Origin of the sequence: Pseudomonas sp. B2021 (assembly GCF_018135665.1) — a bacterium.
Taxonomy (GTDB): domain Bacteria; phylum Pseudomonadota; class Gammaproteobacteria; order Pseudomonadales; family Pseudomonadaceae; genus Aquipseudomonas; species Aquipseudomonas lactis.
This window is the reverse complement of record NZ_SMOF01000001.1, coordinates 3,086,804-3,102,799: the sequence shown is the minus strand read 5'-3', so window position 1 is coordinate 3,102,799 and position 15,996 is coordinate 3,086,804. Positions and strand designations below refer to the sequence as shown.

Annotated in this window: 21 protein-coding genes; 3 read left to right on the top strand and 18 right to left on the bottom strand. The window is 59.5% G+C overall.

Translation table 11 applies throughout. The features are described from left to right. The first annotated feature begins 193 nt into the window (after positions 1–193). Positions 194–424, top strand: a complete 231-nt coding sequence (locus E1K68_RS27830; protein WP_034135905.1) for a hypothetical protein — start codon at positions 194–196, stop codon at positions 422–424. Here E1K68_RS27830 and E1K68_RS13795 read toward each other — a convergent pair. Further along, positions 417–671, bottom strand: a complete 255-nt coding sequence (locus tag E1K68_RS13795) for a hypothetical protein (RefSeq protein WP_034135906.1) — start codon at positions 669–671, stop codon at positions 417–419. The genes E1K68_RS27830 and E1K68_RS13795 overlap by 8 nt on opposite strands. A 71-nt stretch (positions 672–742) precedes the next feature. On the opposite strand from E1K68_RS13795, the gene E1K68_RS13790 reads away from it, so the two are divergent. Continuing rightward, the gene (locus E1K68_RS13790; protein WP_034135907.1) at positions 743–1,129 is read left to right on the top strand and encodes an Imm41 family immunity protein; all 387 of its coding nucleotides are present in this window, start codon (positions 743–745) and stop codon (positions 1,127–1,129) included. Here the strand turns inward: E1K68_RS13790 and E1K68_RS13785 are convergent. The 10 genes from E1K68_RS13785 to E1K68_RS13740 form a co-directional block, all read right to left on the bottom strand. Continuing rightward, positions 1,116–1,916: a C40 family peptidase gene (locus E1K68_RS13785; RefSeq protein ID WP_212614254.1), complete on the bottom strand. Its 801-nt coding sequence runs from the start codon at positions 1,914–1,916 to the stop codon at positions 1,116–1,118. The genes E1K68_RS13790 and E1K68_RS13785 overlap by 14 nt on opposite strands. A gap of 2 nt (positions 1,917–1,918) precedes the next feature. Further along, the gene (locus tag E1K68_RS13780; RefSeq protein WP_212614253.1) at positions 1,919–2,671 is read right to left on the bottom strand and encodes a phage minor tail protein L; all 753 of its coding nucleotides are present in this window, start codon (positions 2,669–2,671) and stop codon (positions 1,919–1,921) included. A gap of 9 nt (positions 2,672–2,680) precedes the next feature. Then, entirely contained in the window at positions 2,681–3,019 is a 339-nt protein-coding gene (locus tag E1K68_RS13775; RefSeq protein WP_058409918.1) for a phage tail protein, read from the bottom strand. Between the two features lie 3 nt (positions 3,020–3,022). Further along, the gene (locus tag E1K68_RS13770; RefSeq protein WP_212614252.1) at positions 3,023–6,076 is read right to left on the bottom strand and encodes a phage tail tape measure protein; all 3,054 of its coding nucleotides are present in this window, start codon (positions 6,074–6,076) and stop codon (positions 3,023–3,025) included. Between the two features lie 27 nt (positions 6,077–6,103). Next, positions 6,104–6,406 (bottom strand): DUF1799 domain-containing protein, encoded by a 303-nt coding sequence (locus tag E1K68_RS13765; protein ID WP_094774174.1) that lies wholly within the window; start codon positions 6,404–6,406, stop codon positions 6,104–6,106. Positions 6,407–6,423: 17 nt separating this feature from the next. Further along, on the bottom strand, positions 6,424–6,804 hold the full coding sequence (locus E1K68_RS13760; protein ID WP_212614251.1) for a phage tail assembly chaperone: 381 nt from the start codon (positions 6,802–6,804) through the stop codon (positions 6,424–6,426). A 3-nt stretch (positions 6,805–6,807) separates the two neighbouring features. Beyond that, positions 6,808–7,464: a phage tail protein gene (locus E1K68_RS13755; protein WP_078825120.1), complete on the bottom strand. Its 657-nt coding sequence runs from the start codon at positions 7,462–7,464 to the stop codon at positions 6,808–6,810. 73 nt (positions 7,465–7,537) lie between these two features. After that, positions 7,538–7,954 (bottom strand): phage tail terminator-like protein, encoded by a 417-nt coding sequence (locus tag E1K68_RS13750; RefSeq protein ID WP_212614250.1) that lies wholly within the window; start codon positions 7,952–7,954, stop codon positions 7,538–7,540. Then, positions 7,951–8,547 (bottom strand): hypothetical protein, encoded by a 597-nt coding sequence (locus tag E1K68_RS13745; protein WP_212614249.1) that lies wholly within the window; start codon positions 8,545–8,547, stop codon positions 7,951–7,953. Before E1K68_RS13745 ends, E1K68_RS13750 begins: the two co-directional genes overlap by 4 nt. Further along, positions 8,544–8,912, bottom strand: coding sequence for a hypothetical protein (locus E1K68_RS13740; protein ID WP_212614248.1), 369 nt, complete (start codon positions 8,910–8,912; stop codon positions 8,544–8,546). The genes E1K68_RS13745 and E1K68_RS13740 overlap by 4 nt, the downstream gene beginning before the upstream one ends. Positions 8,913–8,936: 24 nt before the next feature. Here E1K68_RS13740 and E1K68_RS13735 point away from each other — a divergent pair, with 24 nt between their 5' ends. Beyond that, positions 8,937–9,245, top strand: a complete 309-nt coding sequence (locus E1K68_RS13735; RefSeq protein ID WP_212614247.1) for a hypothetical protein — start codon at positions 8,937–8,939, stop codon at positions 9,243–9,245. A 1-nt stretch (position 9,246) separates the two neighbouring features. Here the strand turns inward: E1K68_RS13735 and E1K68_RS13730 are convergent, their stop codons facing one another. The 7 genes from E1K68_RS13730 to E1K68_RS13700 all read right to left on the bottom strand — a co-directional run bounded on the left by E1K68_RS13730 (position 9,247) and on the right by E1K68_RS13700 (position 15,995). Next, complete coding sequence (locus tag E1K68_RS13730) at positions 9,247–9,750, bottom strand: DnaT-like ssDNA-binding protein (RefSeq protein ID WP_212614246.1); 504 nt, start codon at positions 9,748–9,750, stop codon at positions 9,247–9,249. A 59-nt stretch (positions 9,751–9,809) separates the two neighbouring features. Continuing rightward, positions 9,810–10,397, bottom strand: a complete 588-nt coding sequence (locus E1K68_RS13725) for a hypothetical protein (RefSeq protein ID WP_212614245.1) — start codon at positions 10,395–10,397, stop codon at positions 9,810–9,812. A gap of 46 nt (positions 10,398–10,443) precedes the next feature. Then, on the bottom strand, positions 10,444–11,406 hold the full coding sequence (locus tag E1K68_RS13720) for a major capsid protein (protein WP_166405604.1): 963 nt from the start codon (positions 11,404–11,406) through the stop codon (positions 10,444–10,446). A gap of 12 nt (positions 11,407–11,418) precedes the next feature. Beyond that, entirely contained in the window at positions 11,419–12,147 is a 729-nt protein-coding gene (locus tag E1K68_RS13715; protein ID WP_212614244.1) for a hypothetical protein, read from the bottom strand. Positions 12,148–12,230: 83 nt separating this feature from the next. Then, complete coding sequence (locus E1K68_RS13710; RefSeq protein WP_212614243.1) at positions 12,231–13,316, bottom strand: minor capsid protein; 1,086 nt, start codon at positions 13,314–13,316, stop codon at positions 12,231–12,233. After that, the gene (locus E1K68_RS13705) at positions 13,291–14,709 is read right to left on the bottom strand and encodes a DUF4055 domain-containing protein (protein WP_212614242.1); all 1,419 of its coding nucleotides are present in this window, start codon (positions 14,707–14,709) and stop codon (positions 13,291–13,293) included. Before E1K68_RS13705 ends, E1K68_RS13710 begins: the two co-directional genes overlap by 26 nt. Next, on the bottom strand, positions 14,706–15,995 hold the full coding sequence (locus tag E1K68_RS13700; protein ID WP_346344348.1) for a terminase: 1,290 nt from the start codon (positions 15,993–15,995) through the stop codon (positions 14,706–14,708). The genes E1K68_RS13705 and E1K68_RS13700 overlap by 4 nt, the downstream gene beginning before the upstream one ends. Position 15,996 lies beyond the last annotated feature (1 nt).

Below are 15,996 nucleotides of genomic sequence, written 5' to 3'. Positions count from 1 at the left end.
AGAAACTGCCTTCACCCTGCCACTGGATAGCCATTCGGTGCTGCTATCGCGGGTAACTCATTGACCACTTTGGGTCGAAAGCTGACGCGCTATATGCTATCTCCTAGCTAGGCATCCAGCATGGATGGAATGCCAGTAACTCGCCTGACGATTGCCGTAGTAGCGTTGCGCCTTCAATTACCAAGGAATGGCCATGTCAGTCAGAAGTCTCGTGAAAAATCTACCAGCAGATCCGGATATGCCTGGATGGGTGCTGGGGTGGGCAGTGGGTCGTAATGATCCATGGACCTTTGTTGACATCTACGCCGACAAGAATGTCGCAGAGATCGAGGCTGAGCATCTAGGTGATGGCCACACTGTGAAGTATGGGTCGCACAGGCTAGGAACCGATGAGTTTATGGGTGGCGGCGAAGAGCCTAGATAGCGACTGCCTGCGCCAAGCCAAAATCAATTCTACCCGGACCAGATACAAGCGCAGCCTGAAGCCCTGACTTGCCATGGTAGCTGCGGCTGTAGCCGCCTTTGCTCTGGCACTTGCCGGAAAATTTCACGCGATCCATCTCGACACCGCCATCAAGAATGGCGACTTCGGCTTCAGCGCCGCAGATACCGCCACCGGTGAAGGTGAAGAGGTCATGAATGGTCAGCATGTAGCGGTGTATGATTTGCATGTGGCCCTCCGAGCTTAGATTATCGTCGTGGATAAAGAACTGTCTGCCACGCAGACATAAGGAACCTCGTGATGGACCCTCGATTTGTAGTTCAAAGAAACTTCCCGCGGTGCGATGACTACGACGAAAACTCATTCAATGGCCAGCTACACGAGCACGCGCTCTGGGCACAAGATGAATACTGGCTCTTAGAGTGGGCTCTCTACCAATTGGCCAAGGAAGAGGAAATCGACCCTCAGCTCTACTGGCAGGTGTTTCGCATCTTCAGCCACTGTTTCCTTTCATTTGGCTGCCACTTCGATCGGAATGACGGCTACAAGATACGTAACCTCAAGAGAGCACAGCTATACGACTGTCGGGAGAGATTCCAGGTGGTATTTGAGGGTTTTTTCTCAAGAAATATGCCTGAGCAAAACATCTTTGAAGAAGAGAACCCACTGCTGCTCACCCTCCATTAACTTGCTGAAGCGCCCCCTTCATATCAAATGATTCGTGCCGGTCTTTGTGTCTGAGGATCAGACGTGTCCGGTCATGCCAAGGCCCACCGTAGACGATGATCTCGGACGGCCTGCCGTACAGGTGGTGCAACAGGAACGGGCCAGGGCCGAATGCGCCCGATTCTTCACTTGGTAGCGACGGATCGGCGCCAAGGTAAATGCCAGCATGATTCGGGTGAACTGTCCGGCCAACCTGCATAACGATCATGTCGCCGCGCCGTGGGCGGTCGACGCGTACAAACCCCGCCGCCTCGTAGTGTTGCTCGTACAGGCTCGCGTTCTCCGCACTCTCCCACCAACCATCGGCGCGCTGGAACGCTTCGAACTCAAGGGCCCACTCACGCTGATACCAGTCAGCGCAGACCTGCCAGCAGTCCCATGCGCCGTGCACGAACGGACGCTTGAGCAGCGGCGTGCTGCCCGTCGGGGTGATCGTTCGCAGGTCGCCCTCGGGCCAACTCAGAATATGCCAAGGCAGCGCCGTGGCCTCGCACATGGCCAAGTCATGCGGTGACGGCCGGCTGGTGGCGTCCGGGTGTGAATGAACGATGCCGATCACCTCTCCAAAGTCTTCCGCCGCGGCATAGTCCTCTGGATCAAGCCTGAACTCTTCGTTCGGCTCCGTGGCGATGTTCCGGCACGGGAAGTACTTCTGTGCGCGCCCGACTGCCAGTAGCAGGCCGCAGCACTCTTTCGGGTACTCGGTGGCAGCGTGCGCCTGGATGGCTGCGATGATGTGCTTGCGCATGCTCAACTCCTGGCGATCAAGCTGACGGCGGGGAATCCACCAAAACTGAGCTCGTTGCTCTCGCCAAAGCGCAACTTGCAGGACGACAGGCAGCCCTTGCACTGGTCAAGTGCCGGGTCATCTGTGGGATTGTCCTCGTCGTCGAACATGGCCGCGCCGGTGTACCCGCAATCGGGCCCCCGGTAACCATTGGTCATGGCCCAGTGGCAGAACGTGGTCATCTGCCGGCCAGGCAGGCCATGGTTGTCGATCTCGCCCGGCGACGAAAGCTCCCAGACTACTGCCTCGCCGTCTTCGCTGGTTTTCTGGTCGATGTACCAGATCTCCAGAGCCTCCTGAGTCGGATCTGCAGTTGGGTTACCGTCGGGGAAGTTCGCCGCATCCAGGTACTGCGCCAGAGTCTCGCGCACCGTCAGCTTGAACTTCAGCAGGTCCTCGAAGGCCAGGCACAGGGCAGTCAATCGGCCATTGATATTGCCGGCGGCGAATGTCGGTCGAGAGGCCGTGCCGTCGCTGCTGGAGCTTATGCCTTCTATCTGCGCCGGCCAGGCCGCGTACTCGGCGCCCTGCCACCAAATCGACTTGGCCGGCAAATCCGCTTCAGAGCCTTCATAGGCCAGCAGTTCATCGGGCGTGTGAGGGATGGCGTGGCCGTGAAAGCGCAGGTAATCCGCGCCGTACTCGGTCCCGTCAATTTCGAACAGGCGAATTTCGCCGCCGGGCTCCAGCTTCTGGATGTCCGTGATCAGTGCCATGGGTAGGTCTCAGGGATGAAAGGTTTGTTCGAAGGTGACGGTGATGGCGTAGACCTGTCCCCCGCGATGCACTGGCTTGTAGCCGTTGCACTTGTAGAGGCCAAGCTCGCCCAGGGGCGGCTCCCATAGGAAACCCCGGGCCCCTTTGTGCCGATCCAGGAACGCCATGATGTCTTTGATGCGCGGCTTCAAGCCAGTGAAGGTCACCGGCCAGGATTGCGTCCGGTTGTTGATCCCATCCTCGACTGACTGCTCGTAACCGTCGCCGAACTTCTTGGAGCGGACGCGCTGGGCTATATCGCCCTCCGCGCCCTTCTCCGTTGCCCAGGTGAAACGTTCGATTGCCATGAGTCATCCCTTTACGTTGCGGCGGCTTACACCACCCTGTCGCCAAGATTTGGCAATTTCTTCGACTGCAACCTGCCGGGTGCGCGCCTCCATGTTGCGCTGGAAGGTCTCGGCGTCGAACTCAGCACCATCAGGCCGACCGGCTTCCTGATCGCTTAAGATGATCGGCATGCTGAGACTCAGATTTACACCGCCGCCTCCGCCGCCCATGGCAACAACCCCGAGCTTCCCGCTGGAAGTCCTGGCCAGCGGCATAATGGCCTCTTCCCCCGCCTCTCCCATGACCCCGGTCTTGCCGTTGGCCATACCGAACGCCGTGGGCTTACTGACGATGGAATTAGTGAAGGCGCCGCCGTCGGCGAACATCTGCACACCGTTGGCCCAGGCTCCACCGTCGGCCTGGAAATAGGTGCCGGAGTAGCCTGCCTGCGATGCGCCGAGGTTCGACGACGTAGCACCTGCGGACCCAGCCGCCAGGCCATTCCCGCCGCCGGCCGCACTGCCACCGAAGTAGCTTGCAGCCGCCCCCACCAGACTGCCCAGCAACGCCGAGCTGGCTTGGCGGGTAGCAATGCGCGCCATGTCGGCCAGGATCGACTTGGTAAAGTCAGCGAACGATGCTTTGCCTGATAGGGCGAAGTTAACCAGTGAGTCTTCCATTGAGCTGAAGGCATTACCGAACAGGCTCTTCGTCTGGCCGGCTATGTTGCGCGCCGAGTCAAGGTAGTTATCCCAGGCAGCTGTCGCCCCCTTCGTCCAGTCGCCCTGGGCGTTCTCTACATCCGCGTAGTTCTGCCGGATTTGGTCAGTAGCCGCCTTGTTCGCGTCTGCGAGCGCTTGCGATTTGCGGATGAACTCTTCCTCCGACATGTTCCGCGACGGGTCCGACTTCTGGTTGGCCAACTCCAGCGACCGCTGAGCAAATCGGTCTTGCTGGCTGTTCAGTTCGCCGCTGAGCGCGTTTTGCCGATCGCCCTGCCCCACGCCAAGTACGGCGCGCTGCCCGGCAAGCTCCAAGGCTCGCTGCTGCTGCCCAAGCGCCTGTACGTAGGTACTGATCGCGCGCTCTTGTCTGGCCAGGCGGCCCGTCTCATTGGTCGCCAGCACTTCAAGCTGGCTATCAGCGTCTCTCTGCGCCTTGACAATGCCCGCGCGTGCGTCGGCGATCTTCTGGTCCAGCTGAATGCTTTGCGCGGCTGAGGTGGTCTTCTTGCCCTTGGCGGACTCAAGCGCGCTGATTTCGGCTTCGTAGGCTGCCGTCACCTGGTCACGCTCGTTGCCGATCAGGGCTTGGCGCCGCAGAAGGTAGTCAGCCTCAGATATCAGCCCGGCCTTTTGCGCCGCATCCAGTTCCTTCTGGTAGTTTTTGTAGTCGGCGGCAATAGAAGCCAGATTGTTCTTCGCGCCATTGAAGCCGGTCAGATCTACCTGAGTGCCAGGCGCTCTCGGGTCCTTGAACTGCTCATTGATATTCGCCAGGTTCTTGTCGATCGCTGCTTGGTTCAATCGCGGGTCGTTCGGCGCAACCTTTCGGATGTTTTCGAGTTGCCGCTTGTACTCCTTGATCGCCTCCGTGCGCTTTTGCTCATTTGTCCACGCAGACTTGGTCAAGGCGTCAATTTTCGTCATTGACGATACGGCATCACCCTGAGCCTTGGCCTGCTCACCCTCCCACTTGGCGATATCGGCCTGGGCCGCCTTCTCATCCTCCAGCATGTTCAGGCGATTTTGCCGAACTTCGATCATCTCTTTCTGGTTTTGGAAAAGGCCGATATTGCCCTTCTGAGCATCGGCCAGGTCGCGGCGGGCCTGCTCTATGTCTGCACCAATGTCCGGTCGACCGACGTTCTTGAGGTTGTCAGCAGCGCGAGCAACAGCGTTGTATCCCTTCTCCCAGAAGCTTAAGTTCTCCAAAATTTTCGGCGTACGCTCGTTGATAGCGTCGGCGTAAGTCTCAGTTGCCAGCTTCACGGCGCCGGCGTGGTTGCCTTGTTGCTCCAGCGCTGCAATTTGCGAGTAAACCGAAGCGGTCAGGTAGTGATACTGCTCATTGAGCGCGGCAGATGCTTTTACCGGGTCGTCGGCCAGTTTGGTGAACTCGGAGACCGTCTCGCTTACAGCCTTGCCGGTAGCCTCTTGCATCGACACAGCGGCCAGGGTAATGCCCGCGAAGCTATCACCAGCGATCTTGCCGTTGTCCGCCAGCATAGCGAGGACCGCGGCGGCCTGGCCTGTGGTACCGACTGTCGCACTAACCTGACGCGCCAGGTCGCCCAGTTGTCCAGCACTGATACCGGCATAGTTTCCAGTGAGGATCAGCGACTTGTTGTAGCTGTCCTGTTCTTCGCTGCCTTTGTGATAAGCGTACGCCAGGCCGCCCACAGCGGCAGTGGCTAGGGCAAGCGGAGCCAGTATGGCAAGGAGTCCAGCGGCCCCTGCACCAGCGCCAGCCCCCAGCTGAGCCACGGCGCGAACGCCGCTCCCCCAGTCCCCCGAAGACAGCGCGTTACCGAGCTGAACAACGTTTTCCTGTGCCTGGCGGGTACCGAGGCGCAGCTTGTCGAAGCCGGTTGTGGTCTTTTCGAGCTTGGCGTAATCCTTGTACATTTTACCCAGAGCAGAGTTGTACTCTTCCTGGCTAATCCGTCCTTCGTCCAGGTGCTTCCCTAGTTGCTCGATCTGGGTATCCAGCTTTGCCAGTGCAGCACGAGCCGGATCAATTGCCCCCAGCAGGCTGTTCAGCGCCTTCTGCTCGTCCATCGCAGACTTGGCCAGGGCGATCTGTTGCTTATCCAGCTGAGCCGAGATCTTCGCGGCCTCGGCCTCGCCATAGGCGCCGGTCTTGGTCAGCTTGGCGAGCGCGTCACGCTGCTTCGCCAGGTCCTGTGTGGTTTTGGCGCTGGTGGATAGCGACTTCTCCAGGGTCTGCATTTCGTTCATCAGCGAAACGGCGGACTGCTCGGCACGGCCGCCGGCCTTCGCCATCTCATCCAGGCTCGTTTTAGCCTGGATTGCATCGGCCGAGTCGATCTTGACGCCGAGCTCTGCAATGTTCATCGACTCACCTTGAATAAGTGCCCGTGGTTACGGGCTGTTTTCCCTTTCCTCCGCCATAACGCGCAGGGCTTCGCCTTCCAGCACCTGAAGGTCAGGGAAGATTTCAGCGAGTTTCTTTTTCTTGATGCCGAGGAAGCCGGCCACGTCGCGGATGCAGCTATAGTCGAGACCAATCGCGCCGCCAGCGCCTGCTCGCCACTGAGTGGACATTCGGTTAAACAGGAGGAAGGCTGGCCAGTTGCAGGGCCAGACCTCCACTTCTTCAACCAGGTCGCCAGGGGCAAGGCCGAACATGCCGATAATCGCATCAGGCGCGCTCGGCGAGTACATCGCACGCGCCGCCTCGATCAGTTTCCCAGGCGAGCCTGGCTGTATGCGCCCTCATGGGCCTTAACGACAGCCTCGGCGGCGCCCTGGCAGGACTTCACGAACGCGACGATGTTGTCTTCGTTGTATTCGTCATCGAAGCCCCAGCCCACTACCAGATCCTTGATCTGCTGGGTTTGTTGCTCGGTATCCACGGCCACAATTTCCGACCAAGACGGCTTATCCCCCAATGCTGCCTGCGCCGTCTTCCGCTTCTCGTTCCACTCATCGAATAGAGCGGCAAGCTCGGCGCGATCCCGGTACTTAAAGGTGAATTCAACCTTCTGAGGCGCGCTGCCGACGATTGGAATCAGCACGGGTGCGGTGAACGTGGCGTTCTGAGCAATCCTGATCTTTGCCATGGGTTACACCGCCGCAGTCAGGTAGCGGGTCGGCTCAGCCTGCAACGCAAGACTTACGGTACGGGTCAGCAGGTTGTTACGGGACACCGCCGGCTGTTTGGAGAACGACGTGTAGGTGCCGTACAGCAGGGTGTCGTTACCGGGCAGGTTCAGTCGCGCCGCTTCGATCTGCTTGCCAGCGTCCGCCTTCAGCAGCACCCCGTTGAAGGCCTGGGCCGGGTCGTCGGCGATAGTCAGCACCATGCTTGCTGCCGACTTGTCGGTGGGGATCTGCTTGCCTTGGTCATCCTCGAGGAAAACCACATCCAGGTAGTTCTGTTCGCCGCCGGAGAAGGCCACGTCGGAGATTTGCGGGATCTGCACCCAGGTCAGCACCTTGCGCATCGTTCCCGCGCCGCCGGCGACCGGATAGACCTGCGTGTCGGTAGTGTCGATGCCTTCCAGGGTAATCGCCGTTGCCGTGGCTGCCTTCACGCGCACCACCTTGCTATCCAGCTTGCTCCAGCCGGAAGTGAGCAGAACAATATCGCCGGCAGCGATGGTGCCGCCGACGACAGTAGCAACGGCCTCGGCGGCGTTGCTGATGGCAGTGAACGCCAGTGCGGTCGCGTAGGTTGCGGCGTGCTGGAAGGTGCCGCCGTTCGGTAGTTTGTAGCCCATGGGTTATTTCCTCTTTGCAGATGTGAAAAAACCCGCTCAATGGCGGGTCTCTGGGTTTGCCCAATGGGCGGGATCAGTTGGTGTCGGCCCGGTACAAGAACGAGACCGGGACGGTGTAGGTGGAATCGCCGGTGATGCCGGGCCCCGGGTCGACCGGCGACATCGTCACCACCGTGACCGAGCCCTTCGTGTCTCTGGCGTATAGCGGGAACAGATCTATAAGTTCTGCTGCGATTGGATTCGTCTTGGCTTTGCCGGCGCCCGCCGGCGTGATGATGCTGACTTGGAACACTCCGGTGAACAGCCGGTGATCACCGCCGAGCGTGTTGCTCGCGGTGTCGCCCGGGATAGTGAAGGCTCGCAGGCAGGTCTCGCCCGCCGCCGGCGTGTACGCCGTGTTCTCGAAAACGATCTTAAGCTTCTCCGACCTGGCGGCGTTCCAGGCGATCAGCTTGGCCTCATAGATAGAGGCGATGATTGCGTGACTCATACCTGGTTGTTCCTGATGGCTTCCAGCACGATCTGCTGGAAGCGAGCCACGGTGACCCGGACCATGCCGCCGGGGGCCTGGGTCGAATGGCCGAACTCTAGCGGGATCGAATAGGGCAAGTTGTTGATGATGTAGGCCATTTGGCCGGCGGTGAAGTCACTCATTGCCGCGACCAGAGCAGCGACTGTCTCGGCACCGCTGGGGTCTACCTCGTCGAAGGTGACGTTTTCGACCACGCCGAGCGAGATGTGCCAGTTCGCACGGAACCGACCCCCGACGTATCCTTCCGGCGCGACGATATCCATGCCATCGTTGAGCTTGCGGCCTTTCTTCAGCCTGCCGCCCTTCGTGAGGTTTGTCGGATCGCTTCGAAGCGCGGTGTTGTGATCGTCGACGGCCTTGTTGTACTCGGTCGCTACAGCGTTCTGCGCCCAGATCTCCGGGTTACCCACTGGAGACATGCGAATCAGGCTGCTGCCCACCTCGATGATGATTTCGCGGACGCTGGCGTCGATGGCTTCGCTGGTCTGCGCGGCGAACTCGGCCAGGCTCAGGGCGAAGCTGCCGGATTGTCCGGCGCCTGCGCGGCTCACGACCGCACCTGCAGCTCATACAAGATCGGCGTGCCGGCCGGGTTGATCTCTTTCAGCGGCGGCACGATTGACCAGGTGCGGCCCTGCGCGACGACCTTGTCGAGCAGACCCGGCACCCAGGCCAATCCCTGCGCGGCAATCTTGAGCTTCTTGTCGCCTTGCCGGATGAGGCTGTTGCTCTGGAATTCTTGGCCGGTGAAGTCGATCAGAATGCCCTGGGCGATTTGCTCGACGGTTGCACCTGGCGCTTCGCCACCCGTCTCCGGGTCGTACTCGCCCGGCTCGGTTCTGCTGATGGTTACGGGCTGGCCGAACTCTGTGATCATCTCCAGAGCCATCACGGCCATTTCTTCGTAGAATGCCATTTAGTTACCCTATAAGGACCTGCGATGACTAACGGCGAAAAAGCATTGTTTTTGATCGACGCCGCTAACCGTCTAAACAATGCATTGGCAGACTTCACTAGCATCGACAAATGCTCAGCGAGAAAGGATTTCAAAGAGGCAATACGCACCGTCTTAGCTGGAACGCGCGCAGAAGAATTTACCGACGATCTGATCGCGGAGCATGCTCAACACCATGTCCCGTTCCACTCAAATGAATTTTCTACTTTTACTGAGCTCGTATCTGCTAGCAGCGACGAAGATTTATTCAGTGTTTTTGTCCACTATAAAAACCTGCAAATGTTGAATATTTGATTTAGACCCTCACCGAAAACAATCCACGCTTCTGTAAGTAGTCAGCGAACTGAGTGGCGCTGGGCCGATCCGGTGCCGCTGGCAGTAGCCGGTTGCTGGTGTTGGGGATCGCCGCGTACTGCCGGGTCACAGCCCCCTCAACACGTTCGAGCAGCACCGCGCCCTTACGCTTCTCCACCGGGTCAATGTCGTCCTGATGGATTTCGGCGGCCAGGGCCATCTGCCCGTACTGGATCCGCGCCGGAAGGTAGTTGTTCGGCTTGATCTCGTGATCCAGCAGCACTTCTCGGCGCGGCCAGGACAAAGCCTGCTCGCTGCTGGTCTTGCAACCCTTCCAGGTCATGCCATCCATCGCCAGTGCGGCCCGTCGCAACAGCGCTTCTTGCTCCGGGACGTCTGCGGGGATGACCGTGCCGAATTTCACGGCATACCGGGCAAGGTCTTCAGCGCTTGCGTAGCTTTCGGCGTCAGGCTTGCCGGTGCCGTCCTCAATGATGAGTGTCATGCGGTAACTCGCTGGAATGGTTTGTGAATTGGCCGTCGGGTGACCGACAGCCAGCAGTATTACTCCTTGGTCAGCTCGGCGACGAGCTTTTCCAGGGACTCTTTCGAGGCGTTGGCCCGGTACTGGACCTTGGCCTCATCGAGCTTTACTTTCAGCGCCGCGATTTCACCGGCCTCATCAGGCGGCGTAATCGAGGCCTTCTTCAGCGCCTCGATCTCTTCGCGCAGTGTGTCGACAGTCAGGGCTAGGCCGTCACGCTCAGTGGTCAGCTCTCCAACTGAAGCGTGGATGGTGCCCAGCACTTCAAACAGGCGCAATGCCAGTGCGCCAGCCTCTGGACGATGGATTTCGCCAGCCTCCAGACCGTCGACCAGCAGAACCATTGCGTCACTCTCGCCTTGCAGATCAGCAAGCAGCTTGGACAGTTCGCCAGATGCGATCGCCTGCGTGCCGAAAGCAATAGGCACCGGCAACTCGACAACCTCAACGTCAACACCGGCTTCTTCGTACGCCGTGACGATCTCGGGATAGTCACCTACCACGATCACTGCGGTTGCATCGCGCTCAACGCTCCGGAACAGACCTGGGACGCGGTAGCGCTTGCCTGGCTCAAAGCCGTCAAGCTGGTTTGTATAAACGAGTTCCATCGGAATCTCCGTAGCGGCCATCGCTGGCCGCTTCCTGGGGTGGTTATCAGCCGCCGACTGGTGGCGTGGTGGTGAGATTGATCATCACGCCGGCGGTGACCTTGTTGCTGTCCGAGTGCTTGACCCAGTTCGCAGCAGAGCCGACGGCGGCCAGAGTCGGGTTGGTACCGCCAGTGGTTTCCTTCCAGCTGTAACCCAGCACGTCGATGTTGACGGTGCCCTCGGCGCGGTAACCGATAGCCAGGTTTTCCTCGTCGTTCACGTCGTAAGAACGGAACCCCGGGGCCTGGGACTCGGTGATCACCACGGCATTCGGCAGCAGGCCGAAGATCGCATCCACTGGCGCCTTGTCGGTCACCAGCACCGGCTTGCCCAGGGTGCCAGGCAGGCCGCCGTAGATCACGACGCCCGCTTCTTCGTAGACCTTGTTCGCGATCGCTTCATCAACAATGTCGAAATAGGCAGACGAATGCATGACCCACAGCGCAATGCGGCCAAACTTGTCGCCGAATTTACGCATGCCACGGGTCAGAGTCTTCTTGCCGTCGGTTTCGATGTTCGCAGACACCACCATGGCAGCATTGGAGCCGATGGCAGCCTTGAGCGCGCCGGTGGCGTACTCGATGAAGCCTTCGATGGTGGCGTCAGCCACGTCGGCGCCGATGATCTGGGAAAACTCATCAACCGCACGACCGCGGCGCTTGAACGCCTCTTCGGTAGTCTGGTATGGGCCGTATTTCCACGGAGCCTTGACGCCTACGGCTTCGCCGGCGCCGATTTTCTTAGCGGTGACCTTGCCGTCGGAGTTGACATCGCGATGCTCCAGGCCGCCGCCGAGCTTGTAGAAAGCACGCTTGCGGAAGTCGCCTTGGATCAGTTCGTTATCGAGGACGATTGCGCCGTTGGACGAGGCGTTGAACACGTCCAAGTTATCCTGGATGCGCTCCAGGTAGGCGGTTTGCGCCTCATCGTTGTAGATAATCAGGTCGTTGTTGACAGTTGTAGGCATGGGTCTTTCCCCTTACTTGGGCAATGCGAGATATGCGGTTTGGCCGTGCTTGCGCTGAAAGTCGCGCTTCTGCTCGGAGGTCATTTCGGAGCGCTTCGATGCAGCCTGGCCGCCACCCCCGCCCGGGGCTTGTGTCCCTGAAGCCCTTGGCCACAGGTGGGGTGCGCTTTCGCGCAGAGACTCGGCCCATTCGAGCGGAGTCAGAGGGGTTTTGCCGTCTTTGCCAAGGATGGTTTGGCCATTCTCGTCAACAGCGACCGCTTCGCCCTCTTCGTTCAGTGAGAACACGCCTTTGGCACGCAGGATGATGTCGTCGGTTGCCTCAGGAAGTGCGCCAGCCTTCAGTGCTGCGCCGCGCACCGAGTCACCCAGGACTTTGCCCTGGAACTTGGCGGCGAAGGCTTCAGCCTTTTCAGCGCGACCGGCGAGCGTCTTCAACTGCTTGTCATGCTCGCCACGCAGGCGCTCGGTGCGCTTATTGAACACCTCGTCCACCTTGCCCTCGGTAAGCAGCTTGGTTTCTTCGTCCTGGCCCGCCCGACTGAGCAGGCCTTTGACGGCGTCGATGTCGATGCCTTCAAACTGGGTTTCGAACTGAGTCAGCTTGCCGGAGGTTTCCTTCAGCTTGCCCAGTAGCTCCGAGTTCTTGGTTTTCAATCCGGAAACGGATGCTTCAACGGCAGTCGCGATAGCGGCCTTGATTGCCGGGTTTTCCAGGTCGATTTCGTTTTCTTCTGCCACGGTGATGCACCCCTTGGGTATGTTTTGCCCGCCCGACGGACAAAAAAAAACCGGCTCAAGGCCGGCTGATTGAATATGTTCGGTTAAATTCCGGCGCGCTCGAACGCCAAAGGCTCCAAGCCCTTCATCTGTTTCAGTGTTAGCGGCGAGAAGTTGCGGTCCAGTTGCAGTTCGGCGAAGCGCTCCACCGTCAACCCGCCCTCCCGGAACAGCTTTGCCCGGACTGGGCCGATAGCAACGTCCTGGAACGCAGCCGGCTGCTGCTGGAGCCAGTGGTAATAATCGAGGTCTGCACTTACCTGCTGGCCGCCATTGGCGCCTACTGAGGCACGGGTAGCGCCCTTGGCGAACATGGCACTGAGCTTGGTCAGCAGGATGAAGGTGGTGCGGCAGTTTGGATGGAACGGCGGCCTTGGGCCGGAATCCACTGGAAACTTACGTTTGTCCATTGAGCGGCATTGCTGGCTGGTCTTGCTGTCCAGCGTGGCCACCATCTGGATCTCTTCCACGATATCCGTGTTGGCCTTAGCCACCTCCATTCGCGCCTGGGACGACACATGCTGAATGGCGGTGTGCACGACCGTGCTGGCATTGCGGTTGGTGGTGGCCAAGATGCCGTCTTTGTACCCTGCCGCCTTGGTGCCGCGAATATTGCGGATGATCTGGAAGTTCGTCTGCCCTTCGAAGAAGCCCTGCCGAATGGTCCCGGTGACACGCTCACGCTCGGCGCTAGTCCAGCCCTTTATGAAGGCTTTCAACAGCTTGCCGCCACCGGTACCGCGCACGCTGAGCGGATTCGTCAGCACGGCGGTACGGATTGCAGCAGCTGTCGGCGCGACTACATCCAGCGACACGCCAACCGGTGCCGACCTGGCAAGACTGGTCGCCTCGAACTCGGCCTCGTAATTGGCGATGTCCACCAGGTCGAGGTTCAGTTGCGCGCTGTAGCGGTCGAAGATGCCCAGCAGCAGGCTATCTACTTCCTTCAGCAGGGCTTCAAGACGTTTGACGTTGTACTCGGTCAGGTCCGACTGAGTGAGCCGGTCACGGATCGAGCGATCAATCTCCTTGAGGAAGGGGGCGAACTTGCCCACCTCCCCAGCCTTTAGCTTTTCGAGAAAGACAGCGTGCCTGATGGTCGCGTCAAGTATTGCTTGGTTCGCCGCCATCTACTTTGTCCTCGTCGTCCAGGCCCAGGCCATCGGCCTGCTCTTCCAGCTCGCCGTCGATCTGCTCGTCAGTCCGCTCTGGCGCGATTAGCCCCAGCTTGCGCAAGTACGCCCGCAGGTCAGCTTTCGCGAAGCCGCCGTTCTGCCACAAGCCAACCAAGGCCGTGATCATCTGCGGATCGGCAGTGAGCTCGACGAACTCTTGATTGACCTGGTAGGCGATCTTCTTGTCGGCAATACCCATGTACATGCAGCACCACATAATGGCTCGCGTGTAGGCCTCGCTGACGTTGGCTACGCATCCAGCAAGAACCGATGTAGATGCTGATTGATCGCCACGGGACTCGGTTGCGGTCTTGGTCGCAAGCGACGCAACCACCATCCGGGCGCCCAGCTCGATCATCATCTGGTTCTTGTCGGTCATGGCCTCCTTAACCAGCGTATTGGGCGCTGGCTGCGCGTAACCGAATGCGCCACCAACGGGCAGCATCATGGGGGCTCGGGAGCCGACATAGATGCCGTTCTTCTCCATCCAGTCGCGCCAGGACTCGTCGAGCCCACTGATCCACGGCTGGGCCTGACCGCACCAGAACACGCTGTCTTCGTAGTCGGCGCTGTTCCGGTAATGGCCCAGGTTGATCATGGCTATGTCATACAGAGGCGACTCATCGATGCTTGGGTCGTTGTTCTGTGCACCGACGAAGGTGAACGGGATCTCTTTGAGGCGCCCCGTGACGCCTTCCGGCTTGAATTCTTCGATGACAGTCAGCGGCCCACCACCTTTCGGCCCGGACCGGCGCCAAACACGACAAACGAAACCGTCATCCTCCAGCGCCAGTTCCCGGTACTGCTCAGCTGTCTTGTAGCCAAAACCATCCGGTATCTCCGGCGACTCGCGCAGCACCACCAGCGTCAGCACGCTATGGCCGTTCACCATGCCGGTGCGCCAGTTGATGATGTCTTCAGCGCAGTAGGACAAGATCACCGAATGCCCGCCGATACCATCGTCTTGGTGGTAGTCGACGTAAAGCCCGTGGCGCCCAGCTTCAAGCACTTTCTCCAGAGTCCCTTGGGAGTGCTGGTAAATACTCACTCCGGACCCGTTGGCGTTGTCCTGCAGGTACTCAAGCTTCTTCGGCACCGTCAGTGTCGGATCTTTGTGGAAAGCCAGACCCAGTAGCCCGTTACGGGTGTGCCCGGTGGCGTTCTTGAACACCGCCCGCTCGCGGTATGCCCGGTTGCGGTCTTCGTTCTCCGGCGACTTGTCGTGCGCGTTGATGTACGGCAGCCGATCCACAACCCGGTGCTGGCCCGCGCAGACGTCGCGAACGGTCGCCCAGCGGTCCAGCACTGCCGTGTATTCAGCCCGCTTGAAGGAGACGTCGTTGCTCATCGGGCGTATCCCATTTTGATAGAAGTGACGATCGCTTTGATCGGATAGCGCTTGGCAATGAAGTAGCCGGCGGCGTCGTTCATATGGTCGTGACCCTTTTTCGGATCTTTGTCCGGCTCGCCCTTGTCGGTGTAGGTCTGTCGCTCCAGGCACAAGGTGAGCTGAGGGCACTGGTCGATGTTGACCCTCAGTCGTCGCTCGCCGTATGCATTCAGGAACATGGCGTTTACCGAGTTCACGCGGTCTTTTACGCCTGGGTTTGTGGAGTCGACGATCACTGTGAATTTTGCTTTCTTCAACAGCGACAAGTCGGACTCGCTCGCGTTTTTGCTGCTGGTGTTCTGCCCACTGGCGTCTGGATAGACCGCCACCGAGTGCCCAGGGAACCGTGTCTGGATCTTCTCGATCATCTCCGGCGTGTCGCGCACACCGTGAAACTCATCCAGGGCCATCGGCAGGTCGTTGCGCACGACATAGACCACAGCCGCCATTTTCATGACGTTGAAGTCCATGCCGATATGCAGCGCTTCGCCTGGCTTGATGCGTTCGCTGGTTCGGCACTCATCACGATTGAACGTGTAATAGACGACGCCCGCGTAGTTCTCAAAGCCAGCTTCGTACTCTTGCCGGAAAGTGCGCGGGTCCATTTTCCTGCGAGCCGCTTCAAGCTCTTCAGGAGGAACGTTGCCGCCCTGCAATGACGTGTACTGCCAGCTCTTATGGTCCGGCTCGCCGCCTGGTTTACCGTCCAGATAAGTGTCGTAGCAGTGGTTGAAGCCCTTGGGCGTGCCGATTCGCAACGCATGCCCGCCCTTTCGCACTCCGACATCCGGAATCGTGTACTGGCAGGTAGAGAGCATCGGCCTCAGGACTTCTTCCCACGCAGCCCACGGGCAGTCCGCCCACTCATCCACCAGGACGAAGAACAGGCCGGAGCCCCGCAAGTTGTCGTAGTTATCGAGGCCCACCACGCGCATTACGTGGCCGGACTTGAGCGTGATCGAGCACTCCGTCTCATTCGGACGGTGTGCACGCCATGCCTCGGGAATAGCTTGCTTCAGGCGCCGCCAGAACACGCGCTTGGCCTGTTTGAACGTCGGCGCGCCATACCAGATCTCGTCCTCAACACTCACACCCCACTCAGCAGCAAGGCGAGCGGCACGGCGCATTTCAGCCTTGCCCAGGAACGTCTTGCCGAACCGCCGGCCACACACCGCATCGCGGAAGCGGGCCTCAGGCTGGAAGCCCCAGCAGTAAATGTTCGCCTGCTTGGGCGTCAGTTTCACT

Excerpts from the sequence above, each read along its gene's own strand:
- E1K68_RS13725 (WP_212614245.1), bottom strand. The coding sequence starts at position 10,397 with ATGGAACTCGTTTATACAAACCAGCTTGACGGCTTTGAGCCAGGCAAG.
- E1K68_RS13750 (WP_212614250.1), bottom strand. The coding sequence starts at position 7,954 with ATGAGTCACGCAATCATCGCCTCTATCTATGAGGCCAAGCTGATCGCC.
- E1K68_RS13720 (WP_166405604.1), bottom strand. The coding sequence starts at position 11,406 with ATGCCTACAACTGTCAACAACGACCTGATTATCTACAACGATGAGGCG.
- E1K68_RS13775 (WP_058409918.1), bottom strand. The coding sequence starts at position 3,019 with ATGGCAATCGAACGTTTCACCTGGGCAACGGAGAAGGGCGCGGAGGGC.
- E1K68_RS13795 (WP_034135906.1), bottom strand. The coding sequence starts at position 671 with ATGCAAATCATACACCGCTACATGCTGACCATTCATGACCTCTTCACC.
- E1K68_RS13770 (WP_212614252.1), bottom strand. The coding sequence starts at position 6,076 with ATGAACATTGCAGAGCTCGGCGTCAAGATCGACTCGGCCGATGCAATC.
- E1K68_RS13710 (WP_212614243.1), bottom strand. The coding sequence starts at position 13,316 with ATGGCGGCGAACCAAGCAATACTTGACGCGACCATCAGGCACGCTGTC.
- E1K68_RS13760 (WP_212614251.1), bottom strand. The coding sequence starts at position 6,804 with ATGGCAAAGATCAGGATTGCTCAGAACGCCACGTTCACCGCACCCGTG.
- E1K68_RS13740 (WP_212614248.1), bottom strand. The coding sequence starts at position 8,912 with ATGGCATTCTACGAAGAAATGGCCGTGATGGCTCTGGAGATGATCACA.
- E1K68_RS13780 (WP_212614253.1), bottom strand. The coding sequence starts at position 2,671 with ATGGCACTGATCACGGACATCCAGAAGCTGGAGCCCGGCGGCGAAATT.
- E1K68_RS13755 (WP_078825120.1), bottom strand. The coding sequence starts at position 7,464 with ATGGGCTACAAACTACCGAACGGCGGCACCTTCCAGCACGCCGCAACC.
- E1K68_RS27830 (WP_034135905.1), top strand. The coding sequence starts at position 194 with ATGTCAGTCAGAAGTCTCGTGAAAAATCTACCAGCAGATCCGGATATG.
- E1K68_RS13735 (WP_212614247.1), top strand. The coding sequence starts at position 8,937 with ATGACTAACGGCGAAAAAGCATTGTTTTTGATCGACGCCGCTAACCGT.
- E1K68_RS13790 (WP_034135907.1), top strand. The coding sequence starts at position 743 with ATGGACCCTCGATTTGTAGTTCAAAGAAACTTCCCGCGGTGCGATGAC.
- E1K68_RS13765 (WP_094774174.1), bottom strand. The coding sequence starts at position 6,406 with ATGTACTCGCCGAGCGCGCCTGATGCGATTATCGGCATGTTCGGCCTT.
- E1K68_RS13730 (WP_212614246.1), bottom strand. The coding sequence starts at position 9,750 with ATGACACTCATCATTGAGGACGGCACCGGCAAGCCTGACGCCGAAAGC.
- E1K68_RS13705 (WP_212614242.1), bottom strand. The coding sequence starts at position 14,709 with ATGAGCAACGACGTCTCCTTCAAGCGGGCTGAATACACGGCAGTGCTG.
- E1K68_RS13785 (WP_212614254.1), bottom strand. The coding sequence starts at position 1,916 with ATGCGCAAGCACATCATCGCAGCCATCCAGGCGCACGCTGCCACCGAG.